28 protein-coding genes are annotated in these 21,976 nt (G+C 28.5%); 19 read left to right on the forward strand and 9 right to left on the reverse strand.

Annotated features, from left to right (window positions below; genetic code table 11):
* The first annotated feature begins 11 nt into the window (after window positions 1-11).
* From ACWYN7_RS04790 to ACWYN7_RS04815, 6 genes are all read left to right on the forward strand, one after another.
* Window positions 12-410 carry a hypothetical protein gene (locus tag ACWYN7_RS04790; RefSeq protein WP_462858712.1) on the forward strand — a complete coding sequence of 133 codons (399 nt, stop codon included), beginning with the start codon at window positions 12-14 and terminating at the stop codon, window positions 408-410.
* Between the two features lies 1 nt (window position 411).
* Window positions 412-1,458 (forward strand): hypothetical protein, encoded by a 1,047-nt coding sequence (locus tag ACWYN7_RS04795; RefSeq protein ID WP_462858713.1) that lies wholly within the window; start codon window positions 412-414, stop codon window positions 1,456-1,458.
* A 150-nt stretch (window positions 1,459-1,608) separates the two neighbouring features.
* A complete protein-coding gene (locus tag ACWYN7_RS04800; RefSeq protein WP_462858714.1) occupies window positions 1,609-1,788 on the forward strand; it encodes a hypothetical protein in 180 nt (59 codons plus the stop codon).
* Window positions 1,789-1,991: 203 nt separating this feature from the next.
* Window positions 1,992-3,623, forward strand: a complete 1,632-nt coding sequence (locus ACWYN7_RS04805; RefSeq protein ID WP_462858715.1) for a tetratricopeptide repeat protein — start codon at window positions 1,992-1,994, stop codon at window positions 3,621-3,623.
* Between the two features lie 4 nt (window positions 3,624-3,627).
* Window positions 3,628-4,281 carry a response regulator gene (locus tag ACWYN7_RS04810; protein ID WP_462858716.1) on the forward strand — a complete coding sequence of 218 codons (654 nt, stop codon included), beginning with the start codon at window positions 3,628-3,630 and terminating at the stop codon, window positions 4,279-4,281.
* A 124-nt stretch (window positions 4,282-4,405) separates the two neighbouring features.
* Window positions 4,406-4,711 (forward strand): hypothetical protein, encoded by a 306-nt coding sequence (locus ACWYN7_RS04815; protein WP_462858717.1) that lies wholly within the window; start codon window positions 4,406-4,408, stop codon window positions 4,709-4,711.
* Here ACWYN7_RS04815 and ACWYN7_RS04820 read toward each other — a convergent pair.
* The 3 genes from ACWYN7_RS04820 to ACWYN7_RS04830 form a co-directional block, all read right to left on the reverse strand.
* Window positions 4,708-5,019 (reverse strand): rhodanese-like domain-containing protein, encoded by a 312-nt coding sequence (locus tag ACWYN7_RS04820; RefSeq protein ID WP_462858718.1) that lies wholly within the window; start codon window positions 5,017-5,019, stop codon window positions 4,708-4,710. The genes ACWYN7_RS04815 and ACWYN7_RS04820 overlap by 4 nt on opposite strands.
* A gap of 12 nt (window positions 5,020-5,031) precedes the next feature.
* Window positions 5,032-6,777: an aromatic amino acid hydroxylase gene (locus ACWYN7_RS04825; RefSeq protein ID WP_462858924.1), complete on the reverse strand. Its 1,746-nt coding sequence runs from the start codon at window positions 6,775-6,777 to the stop codon at window positions 5,032-5,034.
* Between the two features lie 436 nt (window positions 6,778-7,213).
* Window positions 7,214-7,354 carry a hypothetical protein gene (locus ACWYN7_RS04830; protein ID WP_462858719.1) on the reverse strand — a complete coding sequence of 47 codons (141 nt, stop codon included), beginning with the start codon at window positions 7,352-7,354 and terminating at the stop codon, window positions 7,214-7,216.
* 134 nt (window positions 7,355-7,488) lie between these two features.
* Between ACWYN7_RS04830 and ACWYN7_RS04835 the strand changes: the two genes are divergently transcribed.
* Window positions 7,489-7,755 carry a hypothetical protein gene (locus tag ACWYN7_RS04835; protein ID WP_462858720.1) on the forward strand — a complete coding sequence of 89 codons (267 nt, stop codon included), beginning with the start codon at window positions 7,489-7,491 and terminating at the stop codon, window positions 7,753-7,755.
* A 49-nt stretch (window positions 7,756-7,804) separates the two neighbouring features.
* Here ACWYN7_RS04835 and ACWYN7_RS04840 read toward each other — a convergent pair whose 3' ends face one another.
* Window positions 7,805-8,203, reverse strand: a complete 399-nt coding sequence (locus ACWYN7_RS04840; protein ID WP_462858721.1) for an ankyrin repeat domain-containing protein — start codon at window positions 8,201-8,203, stop codon at window positions 7,805-7,807.
* A gap of 264 nt (window positions 8,204-8,467) precedes the next feature.
* On the opposite strand from ACWYN7_RS04840, the gene gpmI reads away from it, so the two are divergent.
* From gpmI to ACWYN7_RS04865, 5 genes are all read left to right on the forward strand, one after another.
* On the forward strand, window positions 8,468-9,985 hold the full coding sequence (gene gpmI / locus ACWYN7_RS04845; protein ID WP_462858722.1) for a 2,3-bisphosphoglycerate-independent phosphoglycerate mutase: 1,518 nt from the start codon (window positions 8,468-8,470) through the stop codon (window positions 9,983-9,985).
* Window positions 9,985-10,596: a thioredoxin family protein gene (locus tag ACWYN7_RS04850; protein ID WP_462858723.1), complete on the forward strand. Its 612-nt coding sequence runs from the start codon at window positions 9,985-9,987 to the stop codon at window positions 10,594-10,596. The genes gpmI and ACWYN7_RS04850 overlap by 1 nt, the downstream gene beginning before the upstream one ends.
* Before the next feature lie 168 nt (window positions 10,597-10,764).
* Window positions 10,765-11,574: a type I methionyl aminopeptidase gene (map, locus tag ACWYN7_RS04855; RefSeq protein ID WP_462858724.1), complete on the forward strand. Its 810-nt coding sequence runs from the start codon at window positions 10,765-10,767 to the stop codon at window positions 11,572-11,574.
* A 44-nt stretch (window positions 11,575-11,618) separates the two neighbouring features.
* Window positions 11,619-11,993 (forward strand): GxxExxY protein, encoded by a 375-nt coding sequence (locus ACWYN7_RS04860; RefSeq protein ID WP_459484092.1) that lies wholly within the window; start codon window positions 11,619-11,621, stop codon window positions 11,991-11,993.
* A gap of 30 nt (window positions 11,994-12,023) precedes the next feature.
* Window positions 12,024-12,803 (forward strand): class I SAM-dependent methyltransferase, encoded by a 780-nt coding sequence (locus tag ACWYN7_RS04865; RefSeq protein WP_462858725.1) that lies wholly within the window; start codon window positions 12,024-12,026, stop codon window positions 12,801-12,803.
* Here ACWYN7_RS04865 and ACWYN7_RS04870 read toward each other — a convergent pair whose 3' ends face one another.
* The 3 genes from ACWYN7_RS04870 to ACWYN7_RS04880 all read right to left on the reverse strand — a co-directional run bounded on the left by ACWYN7_RS04870 (window position 12,804) and on the right by ACWYN7_RS04880 (window position 15,674).
* Entirely contained in the window at window positions 12,804-14,126 is a 1,323-nt protein-coding gene (locus ACWYN7_RS04870) for a hypothetical protein (protein WP_462858726.1), read from the reverse strand.
* A 72-nt stretch (window positions 14,127-14,198) separates the two neighbouring features.
* The gene (locus tag ACWYN7_RS04875; protein ID WP_462858727.1) at window positions 14,199-14,648 is read right to left on the reverse strand and encodes a hypothetical protein; all 450 of its coding nucleotides are present in this window, start codon (window positions 14,646-14,648) and stop codon (window positions 14,199-14,201) included.
* Between the two features lie 42 nt (window positions 14,649-14,690).
* A complete protein-coding gene (locus tag ACWYN7_RS04880) occupies window positions 14,691-15,674 on the reverse strand; it encodes an FAD:protein FMN transferase (protein ID WP_462858728.1) in 984 nt (327 codons plus the stop codon).
* Between the two features lie 117 nt (window positions 15,675-15,791).
* Here ACWYN7_RS04880 and ACWYN7_RS04885 point away from each other — a divergent pair, with 117 nt between their 5' ends.
* Window positions 15,792-16,640, forward strand: a complete 849-nt coding sequence (locus ACWYN7_RS04885) for an OmpA/MotB family protein (RefSeq protein ID WP_462858729.1) — start codon at window positions 15,792-15,794, stop codon at window positions 16,638-16,640.
* Window positions 16,641-16,818: 178 nt separating this feature from the next.
* Window positions 16,819-17,406, forward strand: coding sequence for a PepSY domain-containing protein (locus ACWYN7_RS04890; RefSeq protein WP_462858730.1), 588 nt, complete (start codon window positions 16,819-16,821; stop codon window positions 17,404-17,406).
* Window positions 17,407-17,424: 18 nt separating this feature from the next.
* Here the strand turns inward: ACWYN7_RS04890 and ACWYN7_RS04895 are convergent, their stop codons facing one another.
* Together ACWYN7_RS04895 and ACWYN7_RS04900 are read right to left on the reverse strand one after the other, a co-directional pair.
* On the reverse strand, window positions 17,425-17,790 hold the full coding sequence (locus ACWYN7_RS04895; RefSeq protein WP_459484082.1) for a Na(+)-translocating NADH-quinone reductase subunit F: 366 nt from the start codon (window positions 17,788-17,790) through the stop codon (window positions 17,425-17,427).
* Between the two features lie 124 nt (window positions 17,791-17,914).
* Window positions 17,915-19,267, reverse strand: a complete 1,353-nt coding sequence (locus ACWYN7_RS04900; RefSeq protein WP_462858731.1) for a DEAD/DEAH box helicase — start codon at window positions 19,265-19,267, stop codon at window positions 17,915-17,917.
* 101 nt (window positions 19,268-19,368) lie between these two features.
* On the opposite strand from ACWYN7_RS04900, the gene ACWYN7_RS04905 reads away from it, so the two are divergent.
* The 5 genes from ACWYN7_RS04905 (at window position 19,369) to ACWYN7_RS04925 (ending at window position 21,951) form a co-directional block, all read left to right on the forward strand.
* Window positions 19,369-20,133, forward strand: a complete 765-nt coding sequence (locus ACWYN7_RS04905) for a TatD family hydrolase (protein WP_462858732.1) — start codon at window positions 19,369-19,371, stop codon at window positions 20,131-20,133.
* On the forward strand, window positions 20,130-20,840 hold the full coding sequence (locus tag ACWYN7_RS04910) for a hypothetical protein (RefSeq protein ID WP_462858733.1): 711 nt from the start codon (window positions 20,130-20,132) through the stop codon (window positions 20,838-20,840). Before ACWYN7_RS04905 ends, ACWYN7_RS04910 begins: the two co-directional genes overlap by 4 nt.
* A complete protein-coding gene (locus tag ACWYN7_RS04915; RefSeq protein ID WP_462858734.1) occupies window positions 20,841-21,332 on the forward strand; it encodes a methylated-DNA--[protein]-cysteine S-methyltransferase in 492 nt (163 codons plus the stop codon). It begins immediately after the preceding gene.
* Window positions 21,333-21,419: 87 nt separating this feature from the next.
* Entirely contained in the window at window positions 21,420-21,680 is a 261-nt protein-coding gene (locus ACWYN7_RS04920) for a hypothetical protein (protein WP_462858735.1), read from the forward strand.
* Window positions 21,658-21,951: a type II toxin-antitoxin system RelE/ParE family toxin gene (locus ACWYN7_RS04925; RefSeq protein ID WP_462858736.1), complete on the forward strand. Its 294-nt coding sequence runs from the start codon at window positions 21,658-21,660 to the stop codon at window positions 21,949-21,951. Before ACWYN7_RS04920 ends, ACWYN7_RS04925 begins: the two co-directional genes overlap by 23 nt.
* The last annotated feature ends 25 nt before the right edge of the window (window positions 21,952-21,976 follow it).

Genomic DNA, 21,976 nt, shown 5'->3' on the forward strand with positions numbered 1-21,976 from the left:
ATATGAGTAAAATGAAAAATCTAAAAATTATATTGCTTTTTAGTATTTCTATTTTATTTATAAAATGTTCAGGTTATGGTAAAAAATTACAATTTGGAAAAACTGAAGTTTACTACACAAGCAAAGTTGAAAAAAAGGATGCTAAGAGTTTAGGCAATTTTTTAGTAAGCTCTGGTTTTGCAGGTGACAATGAAAAATCTGTACAACTTTCTAAAGATGATGAAAATGGAAATTATCAATTTAGAATGGTAACCACAAAAGAAGCTGCTAACAGTAAATCTTATGAAACCATTTTTAAATTATATGCAAAACAAATTTCAGATTCTATTTTTAATAAGCAGCCTGTAGATTTTCATATTTGTGATAATACATTTTCAACTTTAAAAGTAATTCCTTTTAATGGTGAATAAAATGAAACGTTTCTTATACATTTTTGCCCTTTTTGTGGGTAGTATTTTTCTAATTTCAAACTCTGCACAACCAGGAGTTTGGAATGCAGGTGGCAGTGGAAGCTTTACGCTTTTGTATCCAGAAGACAGTATTGCATATAAAAAGATTCAGATGCAATCTGAAAAAATTTACATGCAACTATACAAAGGTTTTGCTACTGTAAAAGGGAATTATTTTTTTAAAAATACTACTAACGATACTTTAAAAATTAAAGTGGGTTATCCTATTAATAATGTATTTAAAAACGTACAATTTCATGATCATGTTAATGAAGTAAATGTAGATGGTTTATATAAAATAAAAGGTTTTGCAAACAATGAAGAGTTACCGTTGTTTGAAAAACCCAATGCCGATAATGAAAATTGGTACGTTTGGGAAATTGCATTTTTACCTAAAAAAACTACAGAATTCACTGTTTATTTTTTAATAAACACCAACAACGCTAAAATAATGCAGGGCTATAATTCTGATAATAAAAATGCTTTTATTTATCTAATTGAAACAGGTTCTCTTTGGAAATCGCCCATAGAAAATGGTAGTTTTTATACACAGCTGAAAAACAATATTTCTATAAAAAACACAAAAGCAAGTTCCCCATCCTCATTGTTTTTTAATGCTGATAAAAACATTTTACATTTTAATATGAGAGATTATGGCAAAAATCCAGATCCTAATTTTGTTTTGTCCTATAGTGAAACTTTAAAAGATTTCAATTTTAAAGAAATTACTGAAAAAAGCGATTTTTATTTCTCAAAAATCGATCAGTTTTCTAAAACAGAATTCAATGAGATATCTTTTGAACCTATTACTTTAAAAAACGTGTACGAGGTAGATGGAATTAGCAATGCATCCATAAGTATTATTTTCTACTTAGCAATGTATGGAGTCCCAATTTTTGTGGCGTTAATTGCTATTTTCATAATTATAATGATCATTAAAAATTTTAGAAAAAATAAATCAATAACAAGAATTTTTAAGCTTACAAATAGTTGCTATTTCTTTAATTAAATACAAACTAACTCCTTGTAAAAATTCCAAAAAAAAACGATTATGAATCTCCCAATTAATAATTTATTTTTAGTTACCCTTCTTTGTTTAGTTTCATTTTTTTTAATCACATTTTTATATTTCAACTATAAAAAAACTAAAAATTTAGAAATGAATAGATTAAATTATTTATTTTTAGATCTTGACAAAGAAAAATTAGTTGCCAATAAATTAAATTCTGTGGATTTAGAAATTTCACAAATTGAAAAACAAACACAGTTAAAAATAAATAAAGTAAATACAGGTGTTTTAAATATGCACTTTTCTTTAACTGAAATTTTTAATGATTAATCAAATACTTTTTTAATATGGTTTCTTTAAAAAGAATACTTTTTACTTTTTTTTTATTTTTTTGTTCTTTTATATATTCTCAAAATAAAAAGGAATTATTAAAAATTTTCACAGAAAAGGATTCTTTAACTTTTTATACTACAAAAGCAAAAGAGTTTATAACTAAAGACATAAAAGATAGTGTAGCCAAATATTATAAGAGGATGATTCCTTTTAGCAAAACTAAAAACACATATAAAGATTTTATTGATTTCTCATCTGAACTTGGTCATTATTATGAAGGAAGTGGCTCTTTTGAAAAAAGTATAGAAACTTATCAAAATGCATTAGCTCTTGCAGAATTTTATAATGATAAGATATATAGTTCAAAGATGTTTCAAGACATTTCTCAAACTTACAGAATTTTTCATAATTATGAAAAGGCAATTATTTATGGAAAAAAAGCTTATAATATTTTAACTTCAAATTCACGAGAGAGCTTAATACAAGAAACAAATGCTCTAAATGTGATAGCTGCAGCATACAACGAAAATAATAAATCTGATAGTGCTTTAATTTATCAAAAAAAAATTTTAGACTATATCCCTAAATTAGATTCTTTAGATTTAAAAGTAACATTTGTAAATATAGGCTACACTTTTATGAATCTTAACAGATTAGAAGAGGCTAGAATTTATACAGAAATTGGCTTAAAATTTTATAAACCTACAAAAAATCCATATGCAATTGGCTCTATTTACACTAATCTAGGAATGTATGCTAGAAGAGCTAAAAAATACGATTATGCTTTAAGAATGTTTGATTCTGCAATATATTATTCTAAAAAAAGTAAGTATATAGAAACTTACGTTTGGATTTATGATGAACGCGCTCAAGTTTACAAAGCACAAAATAACATACGAAAAGCTCTAGAAGATACCGAAAAATTATTAAAAATTAAAGATTCTGTATTCAAAAACACAAGAGACCAAACTGTACAAGAAACAGAAGCAAAATACCAAACAGCAAAAAAAGAAATAGAAATTGCCCAACAAAAAAAAGAACTATTAGAAAAAGAATTAGCAATAAAAAACAGAAATTTTTATGCAATACTACTAGCAGCTGCTTTATTAATTTTAGGAATTATCTTTTTTGCTGTTTACAAAAGAAATCAACTTAAAAAGCAACAATTACAAAAAGAAATAGATCTAAAAGATGCTTTAGCAAAGATAAAAACCCAAAACAGATTGCAAGAGCAACGCTTAAGAATTTCTAGAGATTTACATGATAATATAGGTTCTCAATTAACTTTTATTATTTCTTCTATAGACAACTTAAAATATGTTAGCAAAGATGCAAGCGAAAAGTTAAAAGAAAAATTAGTTGGTATCAGTTCCTTTACTTCAGAAACCATACACCAATTAAGAGATACTATTTGGGCAATGAATAAAAATGAAATTACAGTAGAAGATATACATACCAGAATTTTATCGTTTACAGAAAAAGCAAAAATTGCAACTCAAAACATTCATTTTTCTGTTGATTATAACATCGATAAAAACGAGACTTTTTCTTCTATGGAAGGCATGAATTTGTTTAGAGTTGTACAAGAAGCCATCAACAATGCCATAAAATATGCAGAGGCTTCTAAAATTGAAGTTATTATAGACAAAAAACAAAATGAGTTTGTAATTTCTGTAATTGACAACGGAATTGGTTTTGACATAAAAACGGTTGAACTAGGAAATGGCTTAAGTAATATGGAAAAGAGAATGAGTGAAATTGGTGGGAAAATTCAAATTTTATCTACTTTAAATCAAGGCACTAAAATTCATCTGTTTTTTTATAAAAAATAATACTATGAAATTAAAAATTTGTATTGCAGAAGACAATTATTTTTTATTAAAATCTATTAAAGAAAAACTTTCTTTTTTTGATGATATTTCTGTAAAATTCCATGCAAATAATGGTGCAGAATTAATTGGTAAATTAGAGGAAAACCACAATATAGATGTTATTTTAATGGATATTCAAATGCCAGAAATGGATGGTATTAAAGCTACTGAAATTGTAAAAAATAAGTATCCACAAATAAAAGTTATCATGCTTACAGTGGTAGATGATGACGACTGTATTTTTAAATCTATTAAAGCAGGTGCAAATGGGTATTTGTTAAAAGAAATTGATGCCGAAAATTTATATACAAGTATTAAAGAAGTTACAGAAGGTGGTGCTCCAATGACACCAAGTATTGCTTTAAAAACATTAAATTTACTTAGAAAACCTGTTGTTGTATCCACAAAAAAAGAAGACACTGAAGAAATAAAACTATCTAAAAGAGAAACAGAAATATTAATTCAATTAAGTAAAGGATTAAGCTATACAAAAATTGCAGAAAACCTATTTATATCTGCATCTACAGTAAGAAAACATATAGAAAACATATACAAAAAACTACAAGTACATAGTAAAATGGAGGCAGTAATAAAAGCTCAAAAAAGAAATCTTATTTAGCTGTTTTTTATTTTGTACCTTTAAATAATATTTTTGAAGATGATTAAAAATTATTATCGGTATAATAGCAGGAGCCTTAGTAGGTATATTTGTTACATCAATTATACTATCTAACTCTAGTAAATTGGCAGAATTATTTTTAACTAAAATAACAGCTACCTCTATAATTACAGGGATTTTATGTGGTGTTTACGCAAGCTTATCTAAATCTAAGCTACAGGTATTTTACATATCTGTACTTATAGGTATGGCTGTATTCTACCTAAAATATTTAATAACTGGCCATGATTTTGATGCCTTAACAATGGGCGCGTTTGTAGCTGCAATGTTGGGTGGTATTTTTGCCATTATTAGAAAAATTACACACTCTTACAAAGTATTTTCTAAATTAAACAAACGCAGAAAACAAGGTTTTGGCAACTATAATTAGTCTAAATGTTTCGCAACATTTTGCCAAGGACCACCATTAATTACATCTACACCATTTTGAGTTAAAAACTGGGTAGCTTGTCCACTTCTAGCACCACTTCTACAAACTGCTATAACAGGTTTTTTCCAAGCTTTTATTTGTTCTAATTCTAAAGGTATTAAGTTTAATACAATGTGTTTTGCATTTTCTATATGACCTTCATTCCATTCTGCTAAAGTTCTAACATCTAAAATTACTGCGTCTTTGGCTAAGTATTCTTTAATTTCTGCACTCATGTCTTTTCGTTTAAACATGTCAAATAAACCCATGTTCTATTTTTTTTATTGTTGGCACAAAACTAATCCATTTTCAATCAATTTTGTGTAGCTTTTGTTACATTTTAATTTTTCTAAAACTACTAATAATTCTTGTTGAATAGAAAAATTATGTTGCAAAGCTAATTCATACAATTCTAAAAACAGCAACCAATCATTAGAAAAATTATTTTTTAATTGATTATATATTACAGTTAGCTTTTCTTCAGTTACTGTTTTTTTTGCTCTCATTTTTCTTACATCACTATAAAGTGCGTACAATTCTCTTTCTTTATCAGTATATTTTATTTTGTATGTTTTGGTTTTAGAAACTTCTGTAGTGTCTTTAAAAGAATTTATATCTGCAGCACCTGTGTAAGCAGAAACTACTTCTTTACCAACTGCCATGTGATACAAACCCCAATCTGGTTGAAACAATATTTTATCTTTATAAGTAACAGTACAATTTTTAAAAGTTATTAATAATATTTTACCTCGCAAATCTCTTGTACCTGTAATTACGTTTCCTTCTACTTTTACACCACCTTCAAAAACCAAAGCAATTCTCTTACCTTCATAAATTTGATAGGCTTCTAAATCTCTGGGGCTCATGTTTTCGATAGCAATATTAATTCCTTTTAATTTTCCTATGGGGCTCCCAAAACCTTCTTTATGGTTTTCTATTCCATGACCAATTAATTCTTTATCTCTATTAGACAATGCCGTATTTCCTTGGGTTTTAATGTAAATGGGCTTACCATTATCATCTTCTATTACCTCTGTGAAAATACCCGAAATTTGGATTCCTGTACTTAGCTCTATTGTACCTAAATTTTTAGAATTGATTAACTTTTGTATGCCTTTTAAACCACCTTTACGAATTGCCATTGTATTGGCAAATTGTTCTAAAACTAAACTTAAATGAGCAAAATTTGGGGTTACAAATAATTGTGGTTGTGGTTTTGTAATATCAAAATTTATGTTTGCAGCTTCTATGGTATAAGGTAGTTTTTTAACTTTGTCTTGCATACACCAAGCACTTTCTCCTATAGAAGAAAGTAAACCTGCTCCGTAAATTTTAGGCTTTTCTACTGAGCCAATTAACCCATACTCTACTGTCCACCAATGTAAATTTCTAATTTGAGCCATTTCAGACAATTCGCCCATATTTTCCTGTAAATGTTCTACTGCATCTTGTGCATCTTGTATTTCTTTTTCGGTAGAATTCGGGTTTTCTTTTAATATGGATAAAAGCCTGATTGCTTCATACATTTCGTAATCTTTGGCAGATGATATTGCTTTGCAACCAATTTCGCCAAAACGTCTTAAATATTCTGCATATTCTGGATTTGCAATAATTGGTGCATGACCTGCAGCCTCGTGAATAATATCTGGTGCAGGTGTATATTCTATATGATTTATGGTTCTCATATCTGAAGCAATTACCAATACATTATAGGCTTGGAATTCCATAAAAGCATTTGGCGGAATAAATCCATCCACAGAAACTGCAGCCCAACCAATTTCTTTTAAAATTCGATTCATACCTTCCATTCTTGGAATATTCTCTGTAGAAATTCCTGTTTTTTTTAATCCTGGAATGTAAGATTTATGCGCAACTTTACTTAAATAATCAATATTCATTCGCATTACATACCTCCAAACTGCTTGGTTTTGCGCTGTATATTCATCATAAGGTTGCTTAACAATAAATTTATGCAAATGTTTTGGCAGCTTTTTAGTTACTTCATTAAAATCTAAATCATTTTTCATTACGAATTTCATAAAATTAGTTGAGTAAAATTACGAATAATTACAGATAAATCAATACAATTTATTTACAACTGCTTTTTTAGTACTTTAGCTTTATTAAAAAACCTTTCTTGAAAAAACTAATCTATTTAAGTCTAATACTTCTTTTTTGCTGCTGTAAAAAAGAACAAAAAATTACAGTTTCTATTTCTGATGATATCATCATCCCTAAAAATTATGTGGTTCTAAAATTATTATTAATAGAAAAGCGAATGAAATTGTTGGGAAAAAGCAAATTTACAACCTAAATACAATTTGGTTCAACATACAAAAATGTCTAAATTCGATTATGGTTATCATCCAATTGCTAGAAAAAGGTAATACAAACTTGGAACGATTGGAATTTAGACACTGCCTACCCAATGTTGTATCAAAATTTTTACAGACAAAACATCAATTAGATTGGTTTTGCTACAAAACAAGGAGTAAATGATGTCGATTTTCCTATTATTTCTGGATTATATGCTCCTGCTTTACGAAATGCAGAAGATTTAGAAAAAGCGATTAAAATTGCAAAGAAAAATGGCGCAAAAGGCATTTCTATTTTTACTGCAGACCATTTATCTGAAGCACAAAAAGGAGTATTTGTTAAATTAAAATCAGAATTTAAAAAGTAAACTATTGTAACATTTACTGGTTTTCAACTACTTATAATATAAAAGAGATACTATTATGGGTTTTGGAGGTTCTGCAGCAGCAATGATTACAAGTTTAAAAAACAACAAAAGAACACGTGTTTCTACTTTTAAAAAAATGAAAGATTTTAAAGAAGGTAAAAACATTCAAGTTTCTTTTCCTAAAAAATCTACCCCTGCACAACTCAAAAGAATAAGAGAAAAGCTACAAGCAGAAAACAAAAAAAGGTTTAGAAGATTTGCTATTATTGCTACTTGTCTTTTAATAATCGTCATTTACATTATGGGCTTTATAAAATTTTAAACAAAAAAAAAGCCGTCTTTTCAGACAGCTTTTCACTTACTTACTTTAATTATTTTTTTCGATAGGCAGCTTTTATCACTTTTATAACATCTTCTGCTTTAGATCTTTTTGCAATCTGTAACGCTGTCATTTTTAAAACCTTGTCAGATTTTGTGTCTAATTTTGCACCATGATCAATTAATAATTTTGCGATTTCAGGTTTATTATGTCTGGCAGCAAACATTAACGGAGTTAAACCTGTCGATTTTTCGTTAACATCTTGACCCGATTTAATTAGCGCCTTAACAGCATCGTAATTTCCCATTTGTATTAATTTACAAAATGAGCTTACTGCATAACCCGCTTTTGTTATTGTAATTGTTTTGTTAGTAGCCTTGGTAGAAACTGCATTAGTTGCCCCAGAAAAAGCCAATAAACAGATAAATGTGTTTAAGATTAATTTTTTCATAATAGATAGGTTTTTAAGTTATTTTAAAATTTATGGTTGTTTGTATCTATTCAATAGACCAAACTAAATCAATTATGTTTCAGAACTTTACTTCATTTAACAAGCGTTTAACGTATTCGTAAATTTTATCAAAAAAATTACTCAATTTATGTTAATATGTTATTTAAACTCATTTTAATGATTAGATTCTCAACTTTATCGGTTTCGTAGAATTTTAAAAATATCTCCAAAATCTTTCTTATTTTTACCTAATAAAACTACAAAATGGACAAGAAAGTAATCTTAATGATTTTAGATGGCTGGGGAATTACACAAGACCCAAAAGTATCTGCCATATACAATGCAAAAACACCATATATCAACTCTTTATATGATAAATATCCGAATGCAGAATTAAGAACTGATGGAGAACATGTTGGTTTGCCTGAAGGACAAATGGGTAATTCTGAAGTAGGACATATGAATTTAGGTGCTGGTAGAATTGTTTATCAAAATTTAGCTAGAATTAACAAAGCTGTTAAAGAAAAAACGCTAGGTAAAGAAAAAGTGTTGTTAGATACTTTTAAATATGCCAAAGAAAACAACAAAAATGTGCATTTATTAGGCTTGGTTTCTAATGGAGGAATTCATGCACACATAGATCATTTAAAAGGAATTATAGATGTTGCTAAAGAAAATGAAGTAAGCAATGTTTTTTTACATGCCTTTACAGATGGTAGAGATTGTGATCCAAAATCTGGAACGTATTTTATTAATGATGTGCAAGAGTATATGACAAAAAGTGTTGGTGAATTAGCATCAATTACTGGTCGTTATTACGCAATGGATAGAGACAATAGATGGGAACGTATAAAAGAAACCTATGATGGTTTAGTAAATGGAATTGGTACAAAAACTACAGATGCTATTGCAACTTTAAATGCCAATTACGAGGCTGGTTTAACAGATGAATTTCATAAACCAATCATTATTACCAACGAAGACGGATCTCCAAAAGCACAAATTAAAGAAGGTGATGCCGTAATTTTCTTTAATTATAGAACTGATAGAGGTAGAGAACTAACCAACGTTTTATGTCAGAATGATTTTCCAGATTTTGGTATGAAAAAACTAGACTTGTATTATACTACAATTACACTGTATGATTCTTCTTTTAAAGGAATTAATGTGATTTATAATAACGATAACATCAAAAATACTTTAGGAGAAGTTTTATCTGCTGCTGGTAAAAAACAAATCAGAATTGCTGAAACTGAGAAATATCCTCACGTTACTTTTTTCTTTTCTGGAGGACAAGAAGAACCTTTTGAAGGTGAATCTCGAATTTTAAGAAACTCGCCAAAAGTTGCTACTTACGATTTAAAACCAGAAATGTCTGCCTACGAATTAAAAGATGCACTTTGCGAAGATTTAGAAAAAGGCGAAGCTGATTTTGTTTGTTTAAACTTTGCAAACGGAGATATGGTTGGCCATACAGGAATTATGGAAGCTGCCATAAAAGCTTGCGAAACTGTAGACGAATGTGCAAAAGCAGTTATAGAAACTGGTTTAGCGAATGGTTATTCAACTTTACTAATTGCAGATCATGGAAATTGTGAAACAATGATGAATCCTGATGGATCACCTCATACAGCACATACCACAAACCCTGTTCCTTTTATTTTAATTGATGATGAAATAAAATCGATTAAAAGTGGAATTTTAGGTGATATTGCACCAACAATTTTAGATTTAATGGGTGTAGATCAACCAGAAGAAATGACGCAAAATTCGCTTTTATAATGTTAAAAAAAATCACACTTTTATTAGCTATTGTTGCCTTTATTTCTTGTAATACAAGTAAAACTACTGTAACCAACAAAGAAAAAGAAGTAACAAAAGAAGCTGTAAAAGTAAAAGAATATGTTAAGATAAAAGCCAAAGAAGCAAATGCCACTAAAAACGATAGAGGTTATTTAATAGGTTTTGCAGATAAAAATTCGTTTGCAGATGATGCTTATAAATCTTGGTTTAACAGCAGATATAGTGAGTACGACACAAACAAAGAAGTTATCGAAAAACTAAAACCTATTATTAATAATTTTACCATTAAAGGTTTTATGGGTACTTGGTGTGGAGATAGCAAAAGAGAAACTCCGCGTTTTTATAAAATACTAGAAGAAACTGGTTTCGATTTAAATTATTTTGAATTAGTTACTGTAGGTAGAAATAAAAAAACACCAGATAATTTACAAGAAGGTTATCATATAATACGAGTGCCAACTTTTATTTTTTATAAAGAAGGTAAAGAAGTAGGACGTTATGTAGAATATCCTAGAGAGAATTTAGAAAAAGATATTTTAAAAATACTTACAGGAGCACCTTACAAACATTCTTACGATAAAAGCGAATAAAATCTTTTTTTTTAGTAAAGATATTTACAGACACGAATTTTAAAGATTAAACAATAAATCTCTAAAATTCGTGTCTTTTTTTCATATGCATACTTGTGGATTAGCTTTACAGAAATCAGCAAATAATTACTAATAAATATAGTAACTTTGCATTTCAATTTTTAGAGAATGATTCATATTAAAACCAGAGAAGAAATAGAAATTATGCGCGAAAGTGCATTAATCGTTTCTAAAACTTTAGGTATGTTAGCTAAAGAAGTTAAACCTGGAGTAACTACTTTATATTTAGACAAATTAGCAGAAGATTTTATAAGAGAACAAGGAGCAATTCCTGGTTTTTTAGGGCTTTACGATTTTCCAAATACACTTTGTATGAGTCCGAATTCGCAAGTTGTTCATGGATTCCCAACAAATGAACCTTTAAAAGAAGGCGATATTATTTCTATAGATTGTGGTGCTTTAAAAAATGGTTTCTATGGAGATCATGCATATACTTTTGCTGTTGGCGAAATTGATGCTGAAACCAAAAAATTATTAGAAATTACCAAAGAGAGTTTATATGTTGGTATTAGAGAATTTAAAGTTGGTAAAAGAGTTGGCGATGTTGGTTATGCTATTCAGAATTTTACCGAAAAACATGGTTATGGAGTGGTTAGAGAATTAGTAGGCCATGGTTTGGGTAGAAAAATGCACGAAGACCCAGAAATGCCAAATTATGGTAGAAGAGGTAGAGGAAAAAAGTTTGTAGAAGGTATGGTTGTAGCCATAGAGCCAATGACAAATATGGGCACTCATAAAATAAAACAACATGCAGATGGCTGGACAATTACTACTTTAGACAACAAACCATCTGCACATTTTGAGCATGATGTTGCCATTGTTAACGGAAAACCAGAACTACTTTCTACTTTTAAATATATAAATGAAGCTTTAGGTATTGTTACTGATGAAGAAGACGAATTCCGACAAAATATTTAGACACGAATTTCACCGATTTTCACGGATAAATTAATTTTAAGAAAATGAACAATTTACTTTACAAAGAAGAAACTTATAAAATTATAGGTATTTGTATGGAAGTTCATAATCAATTAGGAAAAGGATTTAATGAGATCGTTTATAGTGATGCCCTAGAAATCGAGTTGATTGATAACAATATTAAATATTCAAAAGAGAAAAAATTCAACATCAGTTATAAAGGAAATATACTGCCTCATGCATATAGAGCAGATTTTATTATTAATGATAAAATAATTTTAGAGATAAAAGCTGTGCAATGTTTAACCTCTTCTCATATTAAACAAACATTAAACTACCTAGCCGTTTCTAGTCTTAAATTGGGTTTACTAATTAATTTTGGTGAAGATAGTTTAAGATATAAAAGAGTAATTTTATAACACTATTATCAGTGTAAATCTGTGAAATCCGTGTCAAACAAAATCTTTAAATCCATATTAAATTCAATTCCAAGACCCTGGCTCATAAAAGCGAGTTATGTAGTGCGTCCAATAATTGCATTAACTTTAAAAGGAAATCAATTTACAGATCCTATTGATGGCAAATCGTTTCGTAATTTTTTGCCCTATGGTTATGGTAAACAGCGCGAAAATGCACTTTCTCCATCAACTTTATCATTAGAAAGGCATCGTTTAATGTGGTTGTTTTTAAAGGATGAAACCAACTTTTTTACATCAACCAAAAAATTAAAAACGTTACATATTGCTCCTGAGCAATGTTTTTTAGACATCTTTAGAAAACAAAAAAACTTAGAATACATTACTTCAGATTTAGAAAGTCCGATTGCAGATGTTAAGGCAGATATTTGCGATTTACCTTTTAAAGACAATGAGTTTGATGTTGTTTTTTGCAATCATGTTTTAGAACATATTACAGACGATAAAAAAGCAATGCAAGAATTGTATAGAGTCTTAAAAAAAGGCGGATTTGGTATTTTTCAAATTCCACAAGACTTATCAAGAGAAACAACTTTTGAAGATGATTCTATTACAGATAAAAAAGAACGTGCTAAAATTTTTGGTCAATATGACCATGTAAGAGTTTACGGAAAAGATTATTTTAACAGACTACGTTCTGTAGGTTTTAAGGTTGATGAAATAGATTATACCCAAAAAATATCAACAGAAAAAGTAAAGCAATACTGTTTAATGAAAGGCGAAATTTTACCTGTTTGTTATAAATTAGACTAATTATTTTTTAGTAAAATTTCTCAAAAAATCACCTATTTTTTCTAAGCTTTCAGTTCCTAGAATAATAACACCATCTTTTTTAATTTGATAATTACCATTTTCTAATTTGCTTAGCACAGAATTTCCAGTATATACACCACCTTCATCTTCGGCAGCACTTACTTTTGTTCCATTTTGATTTATCCATACAACTTGAGTGCCTCGAATTGCTTGGTATTTGTTATTGTAGAAACCTCCTATATATTGATAATTTGAAGTAGCACTTAAAAAGCTTGCATCTAGAGAACATAAAAATCCCTTTAAATTATAATCTTCTACTCCATATAAAGGATGAATTCCTCCTCCTAAATGACCTCCAAAATTATACCAATCTTTATCAATTTTAACTTGATCGTCTTTGTTGTATTTTCTAATAGCTTCAATCTTTTCTAATCTTTTAAAAAGATTTTCAATATTCGCTATTTTAATCATTTTTTTAACGTTAAGATCGTATACAAAAGCGCTGTGCGAATTGTTTGGATAGGTAACTAATCTACCATTGCCTCTAGGTAACATTACTTTACCATAATGTGTAGAAAGTATATTAAAATCAGAGATACTAGGTATTTGAAAACTTACATTATTATTGGTATTGTAACTAAATAATTTTGTAGGATTAACAGCTTTATTTTTAAATATTATAAAACCATCAAAAGTAATAGCATCTTTATATTGGTTGGCTTTTATAAGTACTTCACCTCTATCATTTATTAATCCAAAGTAACCAGCATTTGTATATAAAGCCACATTGTTTTTATTAAATTTATAGATGCTGTCTGCTTTAAAAGACAAGGCATTAGATTTTTTTATCCAAACCGTTTTTAAAGAATCTATTCTGCGTAATTCTTTCTCTTTTTTTATACGATCTGCTTCTATTTTATCTAATTTATCATTTATGCTTTCTATATTTTCTAGAATAAATACATAATTATCTGAATTATTTATAAATTCTTCCGATTTTTTATTTTTACCATCATTTAAAAGAAAATACTGTTTAGAATAGTATTTCGCTTTTTCTAAAAATGCTAGTTGATTTTTTAAATCTGTTTGCTGATGATAGGTTTCAAAATATACAGACGCCCCTAAAGAAGCTATTTTTTTATCTAGAATAGTATCTGTATACTTCATTGCTTTTTGAAACATAGTAAGGGCTGTCTCAAAATCAATACTTTCTGTTAAAACTTCATTTGCTTTTCTAATATACACATTTGCAATATCTTTATTCGTTTGAGCTTCATTTACACCAAATGCCAATAAACATATAACAACAACAATTTTTTTCATAGTTAGGTAAGTACTTTTTCTATTTTTTTTTGCAATAGCTGCAATTTAATAAAAAAAGCTGATAATCAAGAATTAAAACTTACCCATTCTTTTTTTTCTAAGTGCAAATTTTAATTTCCTTAAATCGCTTTTAGCATGCGCAAACAACTCTAAATTATCTAAATAATCATTAGAATTTTTATTTTTAGCCAAGGCAAAATATTGTTTAGAGTATTTATTAGAAATTTCTAAAAATTTAATTTGTCTTTCTATAGTTCTCTGTTTGTGATGAATTTCATAATACGATCTTGCCCCTAAACTTGCTACATTTTTATCTGTAATAACATCCATATATTCCATAGCTTTATTAAAGTTGATGAGTGCTTCTGCATAATCTATACTTTCTTCTATGGCTGCATTTGCCTTTTTAATATATGAATAAGCTATTTTTTTGTTTGATTGCCCATTCGTCTGCAAACCACAGCAAACACAAATAACTACTATTGATAATAATTGTTTAAAGTTTATTTTTTTTGAACTCATAAAAAGTTAACGATTTAAGTAATTAACGACTTGTAATATAATTTAGTATGTAGAAAATTCTACTAAAGAACCATCTTCTGATGCGTAAATTAAGATGACTTTAATTTCAGGTTTGGTTTCTAAAAATTGTTTGGTTTTTTCTAAACCCATAGCCATAAAAGCAGTTGCATAAGCATCTACATCTGCACAATCTAAAGGTGCAATTACAGAAGCACTTAACAAATTACTTTCTGTAGCCAAACCGGTTTTTGGGTTAATAGTATGTACGTATTTTTTTCCATCATCTGCAATTCTAAACTTTCTATAGTTACCAGAAGTTGCCATAGATTTATTAGACAAATCTATCACTTTAAAGCCATCGTTATCAAAAGCCTTAACAGGATTCACCAATTGAATAACCCAAGGGTTTCCATTCTTTTTTAAGCCTTTTGCTCGTATTTCTCCTCCAATTTCTATCAAGTAATTTTCTATCTGTTTTGTATCAAAAAAACGAGATACAATATCTATTCCAAAACCTTTAGCAATAGAATTAAAATCTAAATATACCTTTGGATGTGCTTTAACAATCTTATCATTTATCAAACTAACCTTATCTAAACCAACAAATTGCATACTACTATCTATTTGTTGATGCGTTAGGTTTATCTTTTCTTTTTTAGGACCAAAACCATAAGCATTTACCAAATTACCCACTGTTGGATCGAAAAAACCATCGGTTTCTTTATAAATTCTTTTCGATTTTTTAAAAACTTCTGCAAAAATATCATCAATAATAACATCCTTTTCTCCTGCATTTATTTTGGATATATCTGAAGTAGAAATATAAGTTGATACAGAATTATTAATCACCAAAAACAAACTATCTAGAGATTTTTGATAATTTTCTGATGCATTTAAATACGTAATCTTATAGGTGGTTCCAAAAACACCTCCTTTTAAAACATAGTCTTGGTTTTTAATCTCTGTTTTACAAGCTGATAACAGTAATAAGCTTAAAAAAAAGAATACACCCTGTATTGATTTCATAAATTTGTGAATCGTTTTTTGCAAAAATAGTATATAAAATTTTCACAAAATCGTATTTATACTACTTATTCTATGTCGATTTTGTTAAATTTGTAGTCGAATTTAATTTTTTAAATGATGAAAAAAATAACAGCATTATTAATATTGACTGTAATCTTAGTAAGTTCTTGTGTTTCTAAAAAGCAATATGCGCAATTAGAATCTACACATGCTAAAACAAAAGACGAATTGTTAAAAGTAGAAACAACTTTACAACAATGTTTAATAGATCAAGAAAAACAAAACACGCAAGTTTCTTCTCTTACAGAACAAGTATCTTCGTTAAAAGAAGACAAGAAGAATGCCTTAAAACAAGTAGAAAACTTAACAGTTTTATCTAAATCATCTTCTGATGGTATAAACAAAGTAATTGCTCAATTAAGCGAAAAAGACAAATACATTAATGGTATTAGAAGAGCAATGACCCAAAAAGATTCTATAAATCTTGCTATTAAGTTTCACTTAACTAAAAATTTAACTGATGGTATACAAGATGAAGATATTACTGTAAATGTAGAAAAAACAGTAGTATTTATTTCTATATCTGATAAACTTTTATTTAAAAGCGGTAGTTATAATGTAACTGATAACGCATATACAGTTTTAGAGAAAATTGCCAAAGTTATTAAAGGACAACCAGAAATGGAAGTTATGATTGAAGGGCACACAGATTCTACCCCAATTAAAAGAAACATAATACAAGATAACTGGGATTTATCTGCATTACGTGCAACTTCTATTACTCGTATTTTACAATATAAATACGGAGTACAGCCACAACGTTTAATTGCAGCTGGTAGAAGTCAGTATATCCCTTTAGTAGAAAACGACACTAAAGAAAACAAAGCAAAAAACAGAAGAACAAAAATTATTATTATGCCTAAATTAAATCAGTTTTTTGAATTATTAGAGCAAGATGCAGAGTAATTTTAGTCTTTAACATCCTTATTAAAAACCAACTTTTTTAAGTTGGTTTTTTTGTTTTTAAAGGTTAAATGTTAAATGTTAAAAACCTGAACTCTTTTAACTTTTAATTTGCATAAAATAATACCTATAAATTATATTATTGCTGAATAACTACTGAGGTAGAATCGTAAGAAAAACAATGAGCATTAAAAATAAAAGGCAACAGCAAGCAAAATTATTACGGATTTTTAGAAAAATTCACAGAAAAACAGGTGCCTTATTATTCGTTTTTTTCTTTTTTATTTCTGTATCCGGACTTTTATTAGGTTGGAAAAAGCATAGTAATGGCATTATTTTATCAAAATCTTACCAAGGCACATCAACCAATCTTAAAGACTGGTTACCAATAGATCGTTTACACAAAAATGCTTGTAAAATTCTACACGATTCAATATCTTCTAAACTCTCATCAAAAATAGATCGAATTGATATCAGAAAAAATAAAGGTATGGTAAAATTTGTTTTTGAAGACCATTATTGGAGCATTCAACTTGATGGTGCAACAGGCCAATTATTACATATTGGGCAAAGACGTTCTGATTTTATCGAAAACATTCATGATGGCTCTATACTAGACAGGTATTTTGAAACAACAAATGGACAAATAAAACTAATTTATACCTCTGTAATGGGATTTGCTCTAATAAGTTTTACAATAACAGGATTTTGGCTTTGGTATGGACCTAAACGAATGCGAAAAAAAAGAACGGTTAAAAGTATTGATTAATTTCAATTAAACTAAAACCTACTCTAAAACCTTTAAAAAATCTTCAAAAGCCACATAATAAGGTTGATCTTTAAAAACAGGGCTTTCAATACTTTCTGCATTCGCAATTCCTACGCCTGCAAACCAAACTTTTGCATTTTGTTTTTTTGCATGATTGATAAAAGTTTCCATCCAAATACTATCATAATCGTTCGGATTTTGAAGATTGTTAGTCGCTTTTACCAATACAAAAATGGTAGGTTCTCCTTTTTTAAACAATACAAACTGAGGATGTCTTTTTAATTGACTGTTAATGGCTTGGAACTCATAACCCATTTTGGTGAGCTTCTCTCCTACTATATTCATTGCCAAATTATGCAATTCTTGTTTCGTTAAAATCTGCATTGTTTTTTAGTTTCTTTAAATTTCAATTAATCTGTCATTTCGACCTTGTGGAGAAATCTAAATAATTGAGATTTTTCGACTTCATTACATTTCGCTCAAAATGACATTTTAAATACAATTTTACCTATTTCTTCTTATTTCGTCTATTATAATTTTTATCACCTCTAGTTTTGGGCTTCTTATATTTCTTAGCAATTTCTCTTCTATAAGAGCCTCCTAAATTCACTTTGCTATTCTTTTCACTCTTTTCATGAAAAGCTGGTCCTGGCACATATTCTTGTCCTGTTCTATTTTTAGATTGTTCTCTATCTTCACTTGGGCGTTCATCTTCCGTCAACAATTTCGAAATTTCTACTTCTTCTGGCAATTCTAAAACCGGGATTTTATAATCCATTAAAGTTTCTATTTCTTCTTTTGCTTTTTGCTCTTTTTCTGTGGATAAAAGAATCGTTTTACCCGCTTTTTCTGCTCTACCAGTTCTACCTATTCTATGCATATAGTTTTCAGGAAAATCTGGCGTATCAAAATTAATAACGTGACTCACATTATCAAAATCTAAACCACGAGCCATAACATCTGTAGCTACTAAAATTCGGTTATTACCTTCATCAAACTGACGAATAGAACGTATTCTGTAATTCTGGGTTTTATTAGAATGTATTACACAAGTTTCGCTACCAAAAACTTCTTCTAAATGTTTAAATAAATAATCTGCAGTTCTTTTAAAACCTACAAATATTAACACCTTATTGTATGTTTGTTTATCACTTAAAAGATGATTTAACAAATTTACTTTAGTAAAAAAATTGGGAATATTATAAGAAACCTGCTCTATATTATCTAATGGAGTTCCACTAACTGCAATAGATATTTTCTGCGGATTTTTAAAAAAATCGTAAATTAAAGCATCTACATCTTCTGTCATAGTTGCAGAAAACAGCACGTTTTGTCTTCTTTCTGGTAGAATATCAAAAATATTCATCAACTGAAAACGAAAGCCTAAATCTAACATTACATCTACCTCATCAATTACCAATTTCTGAATCGATTTTAATTTTAAAGCATTACTTAAACCTAAATCGTACAAACGTCCAGGAGTTGCCACAATAATATCTTGACCTTGTAAAATGGCTTGTTTTTGTGTGTTGATATTTGCACCACCATAAACACCCAACACTCTTGTATTAATGTATTTTGATAATTTTTCAATTTCATCTACAACTTGCAAAACCAATTCACGCGTTGGCACTAACACCAAAACTCTTGGATGCAATTGTTTCGAAAATTTTAAATCGCGTAAAATTGGCATCATATACGCAAAGGTTTTTCCTGTACCTGTTTGCGCAATTCCTACAACATCTTTACCAGATCTAACCACAGAAAATGCTTGCTCTTGAATTGGAGTTGGGTTTTGAAAACCTAAATCGTCAATAGCATATTGTAACTGATTTGATAAGTCTAAATCTTGGAAAGTCATTTTGTATATTTTCTGCAAAGATACAGATTATAAAGATGCCATGTTTTGATTTTATACGCATGAATATTCTTAATTTTGTTGATGAAAATCAATCTTAACTAATGATTACAGATACACATACTCATTTATATTCAGAACAATTTAATGACGATAGAAAAGCAATGATTCAGCGTGCAAAAGATGCTGGTGTTACTCGCTTTTTTATTCCTGCAATTGATTCTACTTACACAGAAAAAATGTTTACTTTAGAAAAAGAAAATCCTGATAATGTGTTTTTAATGATGGGTTTACATCCAACTTCTGTTAAGGAAAATTACAAAGAAGAGTTGGCACTTGTAAAAAAATGGATCGATAAAAAACAATTTTATGCTATTGGTGAAATTGGTATAGATTTGTATTGGGACAAAACTTTTTTAACCCAACAACAAGAAGCTTTTAAAACACAAATTCAGTGGGCAAAAGAAAAGAAAATACCCATAAACATACATTGTAGAAATGCTTTTGATGAAGTTTTTGAAGTACTAGAATCAGAAAAAAGTGATGATTTAAGAGGGATTTTTCATTGTTTTACAGGTACATTAGAACAAGCTAAACAAGCCATTTCTTACAACATGAAATTAGGAATTGGTGGTGTTGCCACTTTTAAAAATGGTAAAATTGATACCTTTTTAAACCAAATTGACATCAAACACATTGTACTAGAAACAGACGCTCCTTATTTAGCACCAACTCCTTATAGAGGCAAAAGAAATGAAAGTGCATACTTAACAAATGTTGTTGATAAATTGGTAGATATTTACGGATTTTCCTACAACGAAATTGCAGAAATTACCACGCAAAATTCTAAAGACGTTTTTGGAATTTGATGGTATTTGACACAATTACAACAAAAGAAAAATTCTTCAATTTTGAGCATCCTAAAACTTATACTTATTTAGGTATAGCTATTTCAATGATTTCGTTTTTAATTATTTTAATCAATAAAAAATATTTAGGTTTTAACTTTTTAGAAACTATCTTTTTTCCATTGGCCGTTGTTTCTTTTATTGTTTACGCAATTTCTCAGTTTTTTACGCTTTTTTCTAAAGAAGATATTCTGATAACTTATACTGGAAATCTAAAAATAACTGAAGACGAATTTATTATTGACAAAGAAAAAATAAATTTTTCGGATATTATTTCCATTCAATTATCTGTTGATGATTATGAGGGCAGGACAAAAAACACATATTCTAAGACAGAACCAATGTATAGTAAAGGAATAGAAAATTTTGTAAAGCTTGCTACAATTAACAAAAAAATAGAAAAACAAATTCAAATTTGTAGTTTAAGAGAAACTCATTTAATTGTTGATTTTATAGCCGCTCAAATTGTAAAAAATAAATTTGCAAAAGCAAATACGAAACAATTAATCGCAATTTTTAGTGATTCTTTTAAGAAAACGGACGATGCCAGAAATTATATTGCCAATCAGATTAAAAACAGAAAAATAAAAACGGTTGAAGGTTTATTAATGATGAATTATGCATCAGATAAAGAAGCTAAAGAATTAAGAGAAAAATATAATTTATAATTGAATTCACAAACCACATATTACAAAACACCAATTGGTATTGCTGAAATTATTGGCGATAAAAACGGAATTCAATCTATTACAATTTTAGATGATGATTCAATTTCTGACGAACTACTAAAGACAACAACTCCTGAAGTTTTACAAGAATGTGTTACGCAATTAGAAGAATATTTTAAAGGAAAAAGAGCCAGTTTTAATTTAACTGTAAATCCTAAAGGAACTTCTTTTCAAAAAAAAGTTTGGAAAGCTTTGTTAGATATTCCTTATGGAAAAACGAGATCGTATTTACAACAAAGTAAGTTTTTAGGCGATGTAAAAGCCATAAGAGCAGTAGCTTCAGCAAATGGAAAAAACCCACTTTGGATTGTAATTCCTTGCCATAGAGTAATTGGTTCTGATGGTTCTTTAACAGGTTATGCAGGCGGAATTTGGCGTAAAAAATGGTTGTTAGCGCACGAAAATCCTGTAAAACAACAATCTCTTTTTTAACTGAGATTTACCAGTAACTTTATCATCTCTTTAAAAAAGAAAAAGGATTTAATAAATACATTTTCTTTGATTATCTTTGAAATAATTATGAGTACAGAAACTTTAAAAATATCATTAGCTCAGAAAATTTTAGCAATATCAGACACTAAACTTTTAAAGAAAGTAAAAGCTTTACTTGAAAAAGAAAATAGTGTTGGTTATTCTGCTGATGGAGAACCTATTTCTGAAAATGACTATGTTAAGGAAATGGATTTAAGTATTGATGCCATAAACACTAATAAAGCAACTTTATTTACTACTCAAGAAGTTAGAAAAAATATTGTTGATGCAAATAATTTGGGACAGTAAAGCCAATACAGATTTATCAGAAAACATAAAATATATTGCCAAAAAAAGTCCTCAAAACGCTTTAATGGTATTAGATACACTTTTAGAACTACCAAACTCAATCATTAAATTCCCTTTTTCTTACCCTATTGAACCTTTTTATAATAACGAAAATGTTCGTTTTATTACCAAATGGAGTTTTAAAATGGTTTATTATATTAAATTAGATACAATTTATATAATGAGAGTTTTTAACACAAATATGGAACCTACTAGAATCTTAGAAAAATAGATTTTCTTAATTTTTAAAAAACTAA

The organism is Polaribacter sp. M10 (assembly GCF_054968445.1).

Bases quoted from the DNA above. Each gene is read 5' to 3' on its own strand.
- ACWYN7_RS04790 (WP_462858712.1), top strand. From the start codon at position 12: ATGAAAAATCTAAAAATTATATTGCTTTTTAGTATTTCTATTTTATTT.
- ACWYN7_RS04795 (WP_462858713.1), top strand. From the start codon at position 412: ATGAAACGTTTCTTATACATTTTTGCCCTTTTTGTGGGTAGTATTTTT.
- ACWYN7_RS04800 (WP_462858714.1), top strand. From the start codon at position 1,609: ATGAATAGATTAAATTATTTATTTTTAGATCTTGACAAAGAAAAATTA.
- ACWYN7_RS04805 (WP_462858715.1), top strand. From the start codon at position 1,992: ATGATTCCTTTTAGCAAAACTAAAAACACATATAAAGATTTTATTGAT.
- ACWYN7_RS04810 (WP_462858716.1), top strand. From the start codon at position 3,628: ATGAAATTAAAAATTTGTATTGCAGAAGACAATTATTTTTTATTAAAA.
- ACWYN7_RS04820 (WP_462858718.1), bottom strand. From the start codon at position 5,019: ATGGGTTTATTTGACATGTTTAAACGAAAAGACATGAGTGCAGAAATT.
- ACWYN7_RS04825 (WP_462858924.1), bottom strand. From the start codon at position 6,777: ATGAAAAATGATTTAGATTTTAATGAAGTAACTAAAAAGCTGCCAAAA.
- ACWYN7_RS04830 (WP_462858719.1), bottom strand. From the start codon at position 7,354: ATGCCTTTTGCGCCATTTTTCTTTGCAATTTTAATCGCTTTTTCTAAA.
- ACWYN7_RS04835 (WP_462858720.1), top strand. From the start codon at position 7,489: ATGGGTTTTGGAGGTTCTGCAGCAGCAATGATTACAAGTTTAAAAAAC.
- ACWYN7_RS04840 (WP_462858721.1), bottom strand. From the start codon at position 8,203: ATGAAAAAATTAATCTTAAACACATTTATCTGTTTATTGGCTTTTTCT.
- gpmI (WP_462858722.1), top strand. From the start codon at position 8,468: ATGGACAAGAAAGTAATCTTAATGATTTTAGATGGCTGGGGAATTACA.
- ACWYN7_RS04850 (WP_462858723.1), top strand. From the start codon at position 9,985: ATGTTAAAAAAAATCACACTTTTATTAGCTATTGTTGCCTTTATTTCT.
- map (WP_462858724.1), top strand. From the start codon at position 10,765: ATGATTCATATTAAAACCAGAGAAGAAATAGAAATTATGCGCGAAAGT.
- ACWYN7_RS04860 (WP_459484092.1), top strand. From the start codon at position 11,619: ATGAACAATTTACTTTACAAAGAAGAAACTTATAAAATTATAGGTATT.
- ACWYN7_RS04870 (WP_462858726.1), bottom strand. From the start codon at position 14,126: ATGAAAAAAATTGTTGTTGTTATATGTTTATTGGCATTTGGTGTAAAT.
- ACWYN7_RS04875 (WP_462858727.1), bottom strand. From the start codon at position 14,648: ATGAGTTCAAAAAAAATAAACTTTAAACAATTATTATCAATAGTAGTT.
- ACWYN7_RS04880 (WP_462858728.1), bottom strand. From the start codon at position 15,674: ATGAAATCAATACAGGGTGTATTCTTTTTTTTAAGCTTATTACTGTTA.
- ACWYN7_RS04885 (WP_462858729.1), top strand. From the start codon at position 15,792: ATGAAAAAAATAACAGCATTATTAATATTGACTGTAATCTTAGTAAGT.
- ACWYN7_RS04890 (WP_462858730.1), top strand. From the start codon at position 16,819: ATGAGCATTAAAAATAAAAGGCAACAGCAAGCAAAATTATTACGGATT.
- ACWYN7_RS04895 (WP_459484082.1), bottom strand. From the start codon at position 17,790: ATGCAGATTTTAACGAAACAAGAATTGCATAATTTGGCAATGAATATA.
- ACWYN7_RS04900 (WP_462858731.1), bottom strand. From the start codon at position 19,267: ATGACTTTCCAAGATTTAGACTTATCAAATCAGTTACAATATGCTATT.
- ACWYN7_RS04905 (WP_462858732.1), top strand. From the start codon at position 19,369: ATGATTACAGATACACATACTCATTTATATTCAGAACAATTTAATGAC.
- ACWYN7_RS04920 (WP_462858735.1), top strand. From the start codon at position 21,420: ATGAGTACAGAAACTTTAAAAATATCATTAGCTCAGAAAATTTTAGCA.
- ACWYN7_RS04925 (WP_462858736.1), top strand. From the start codon at position 21,658: ATGCAAATAATTTGGGACAGTAAAGCCAATACAGATTTATCAGAAAAC.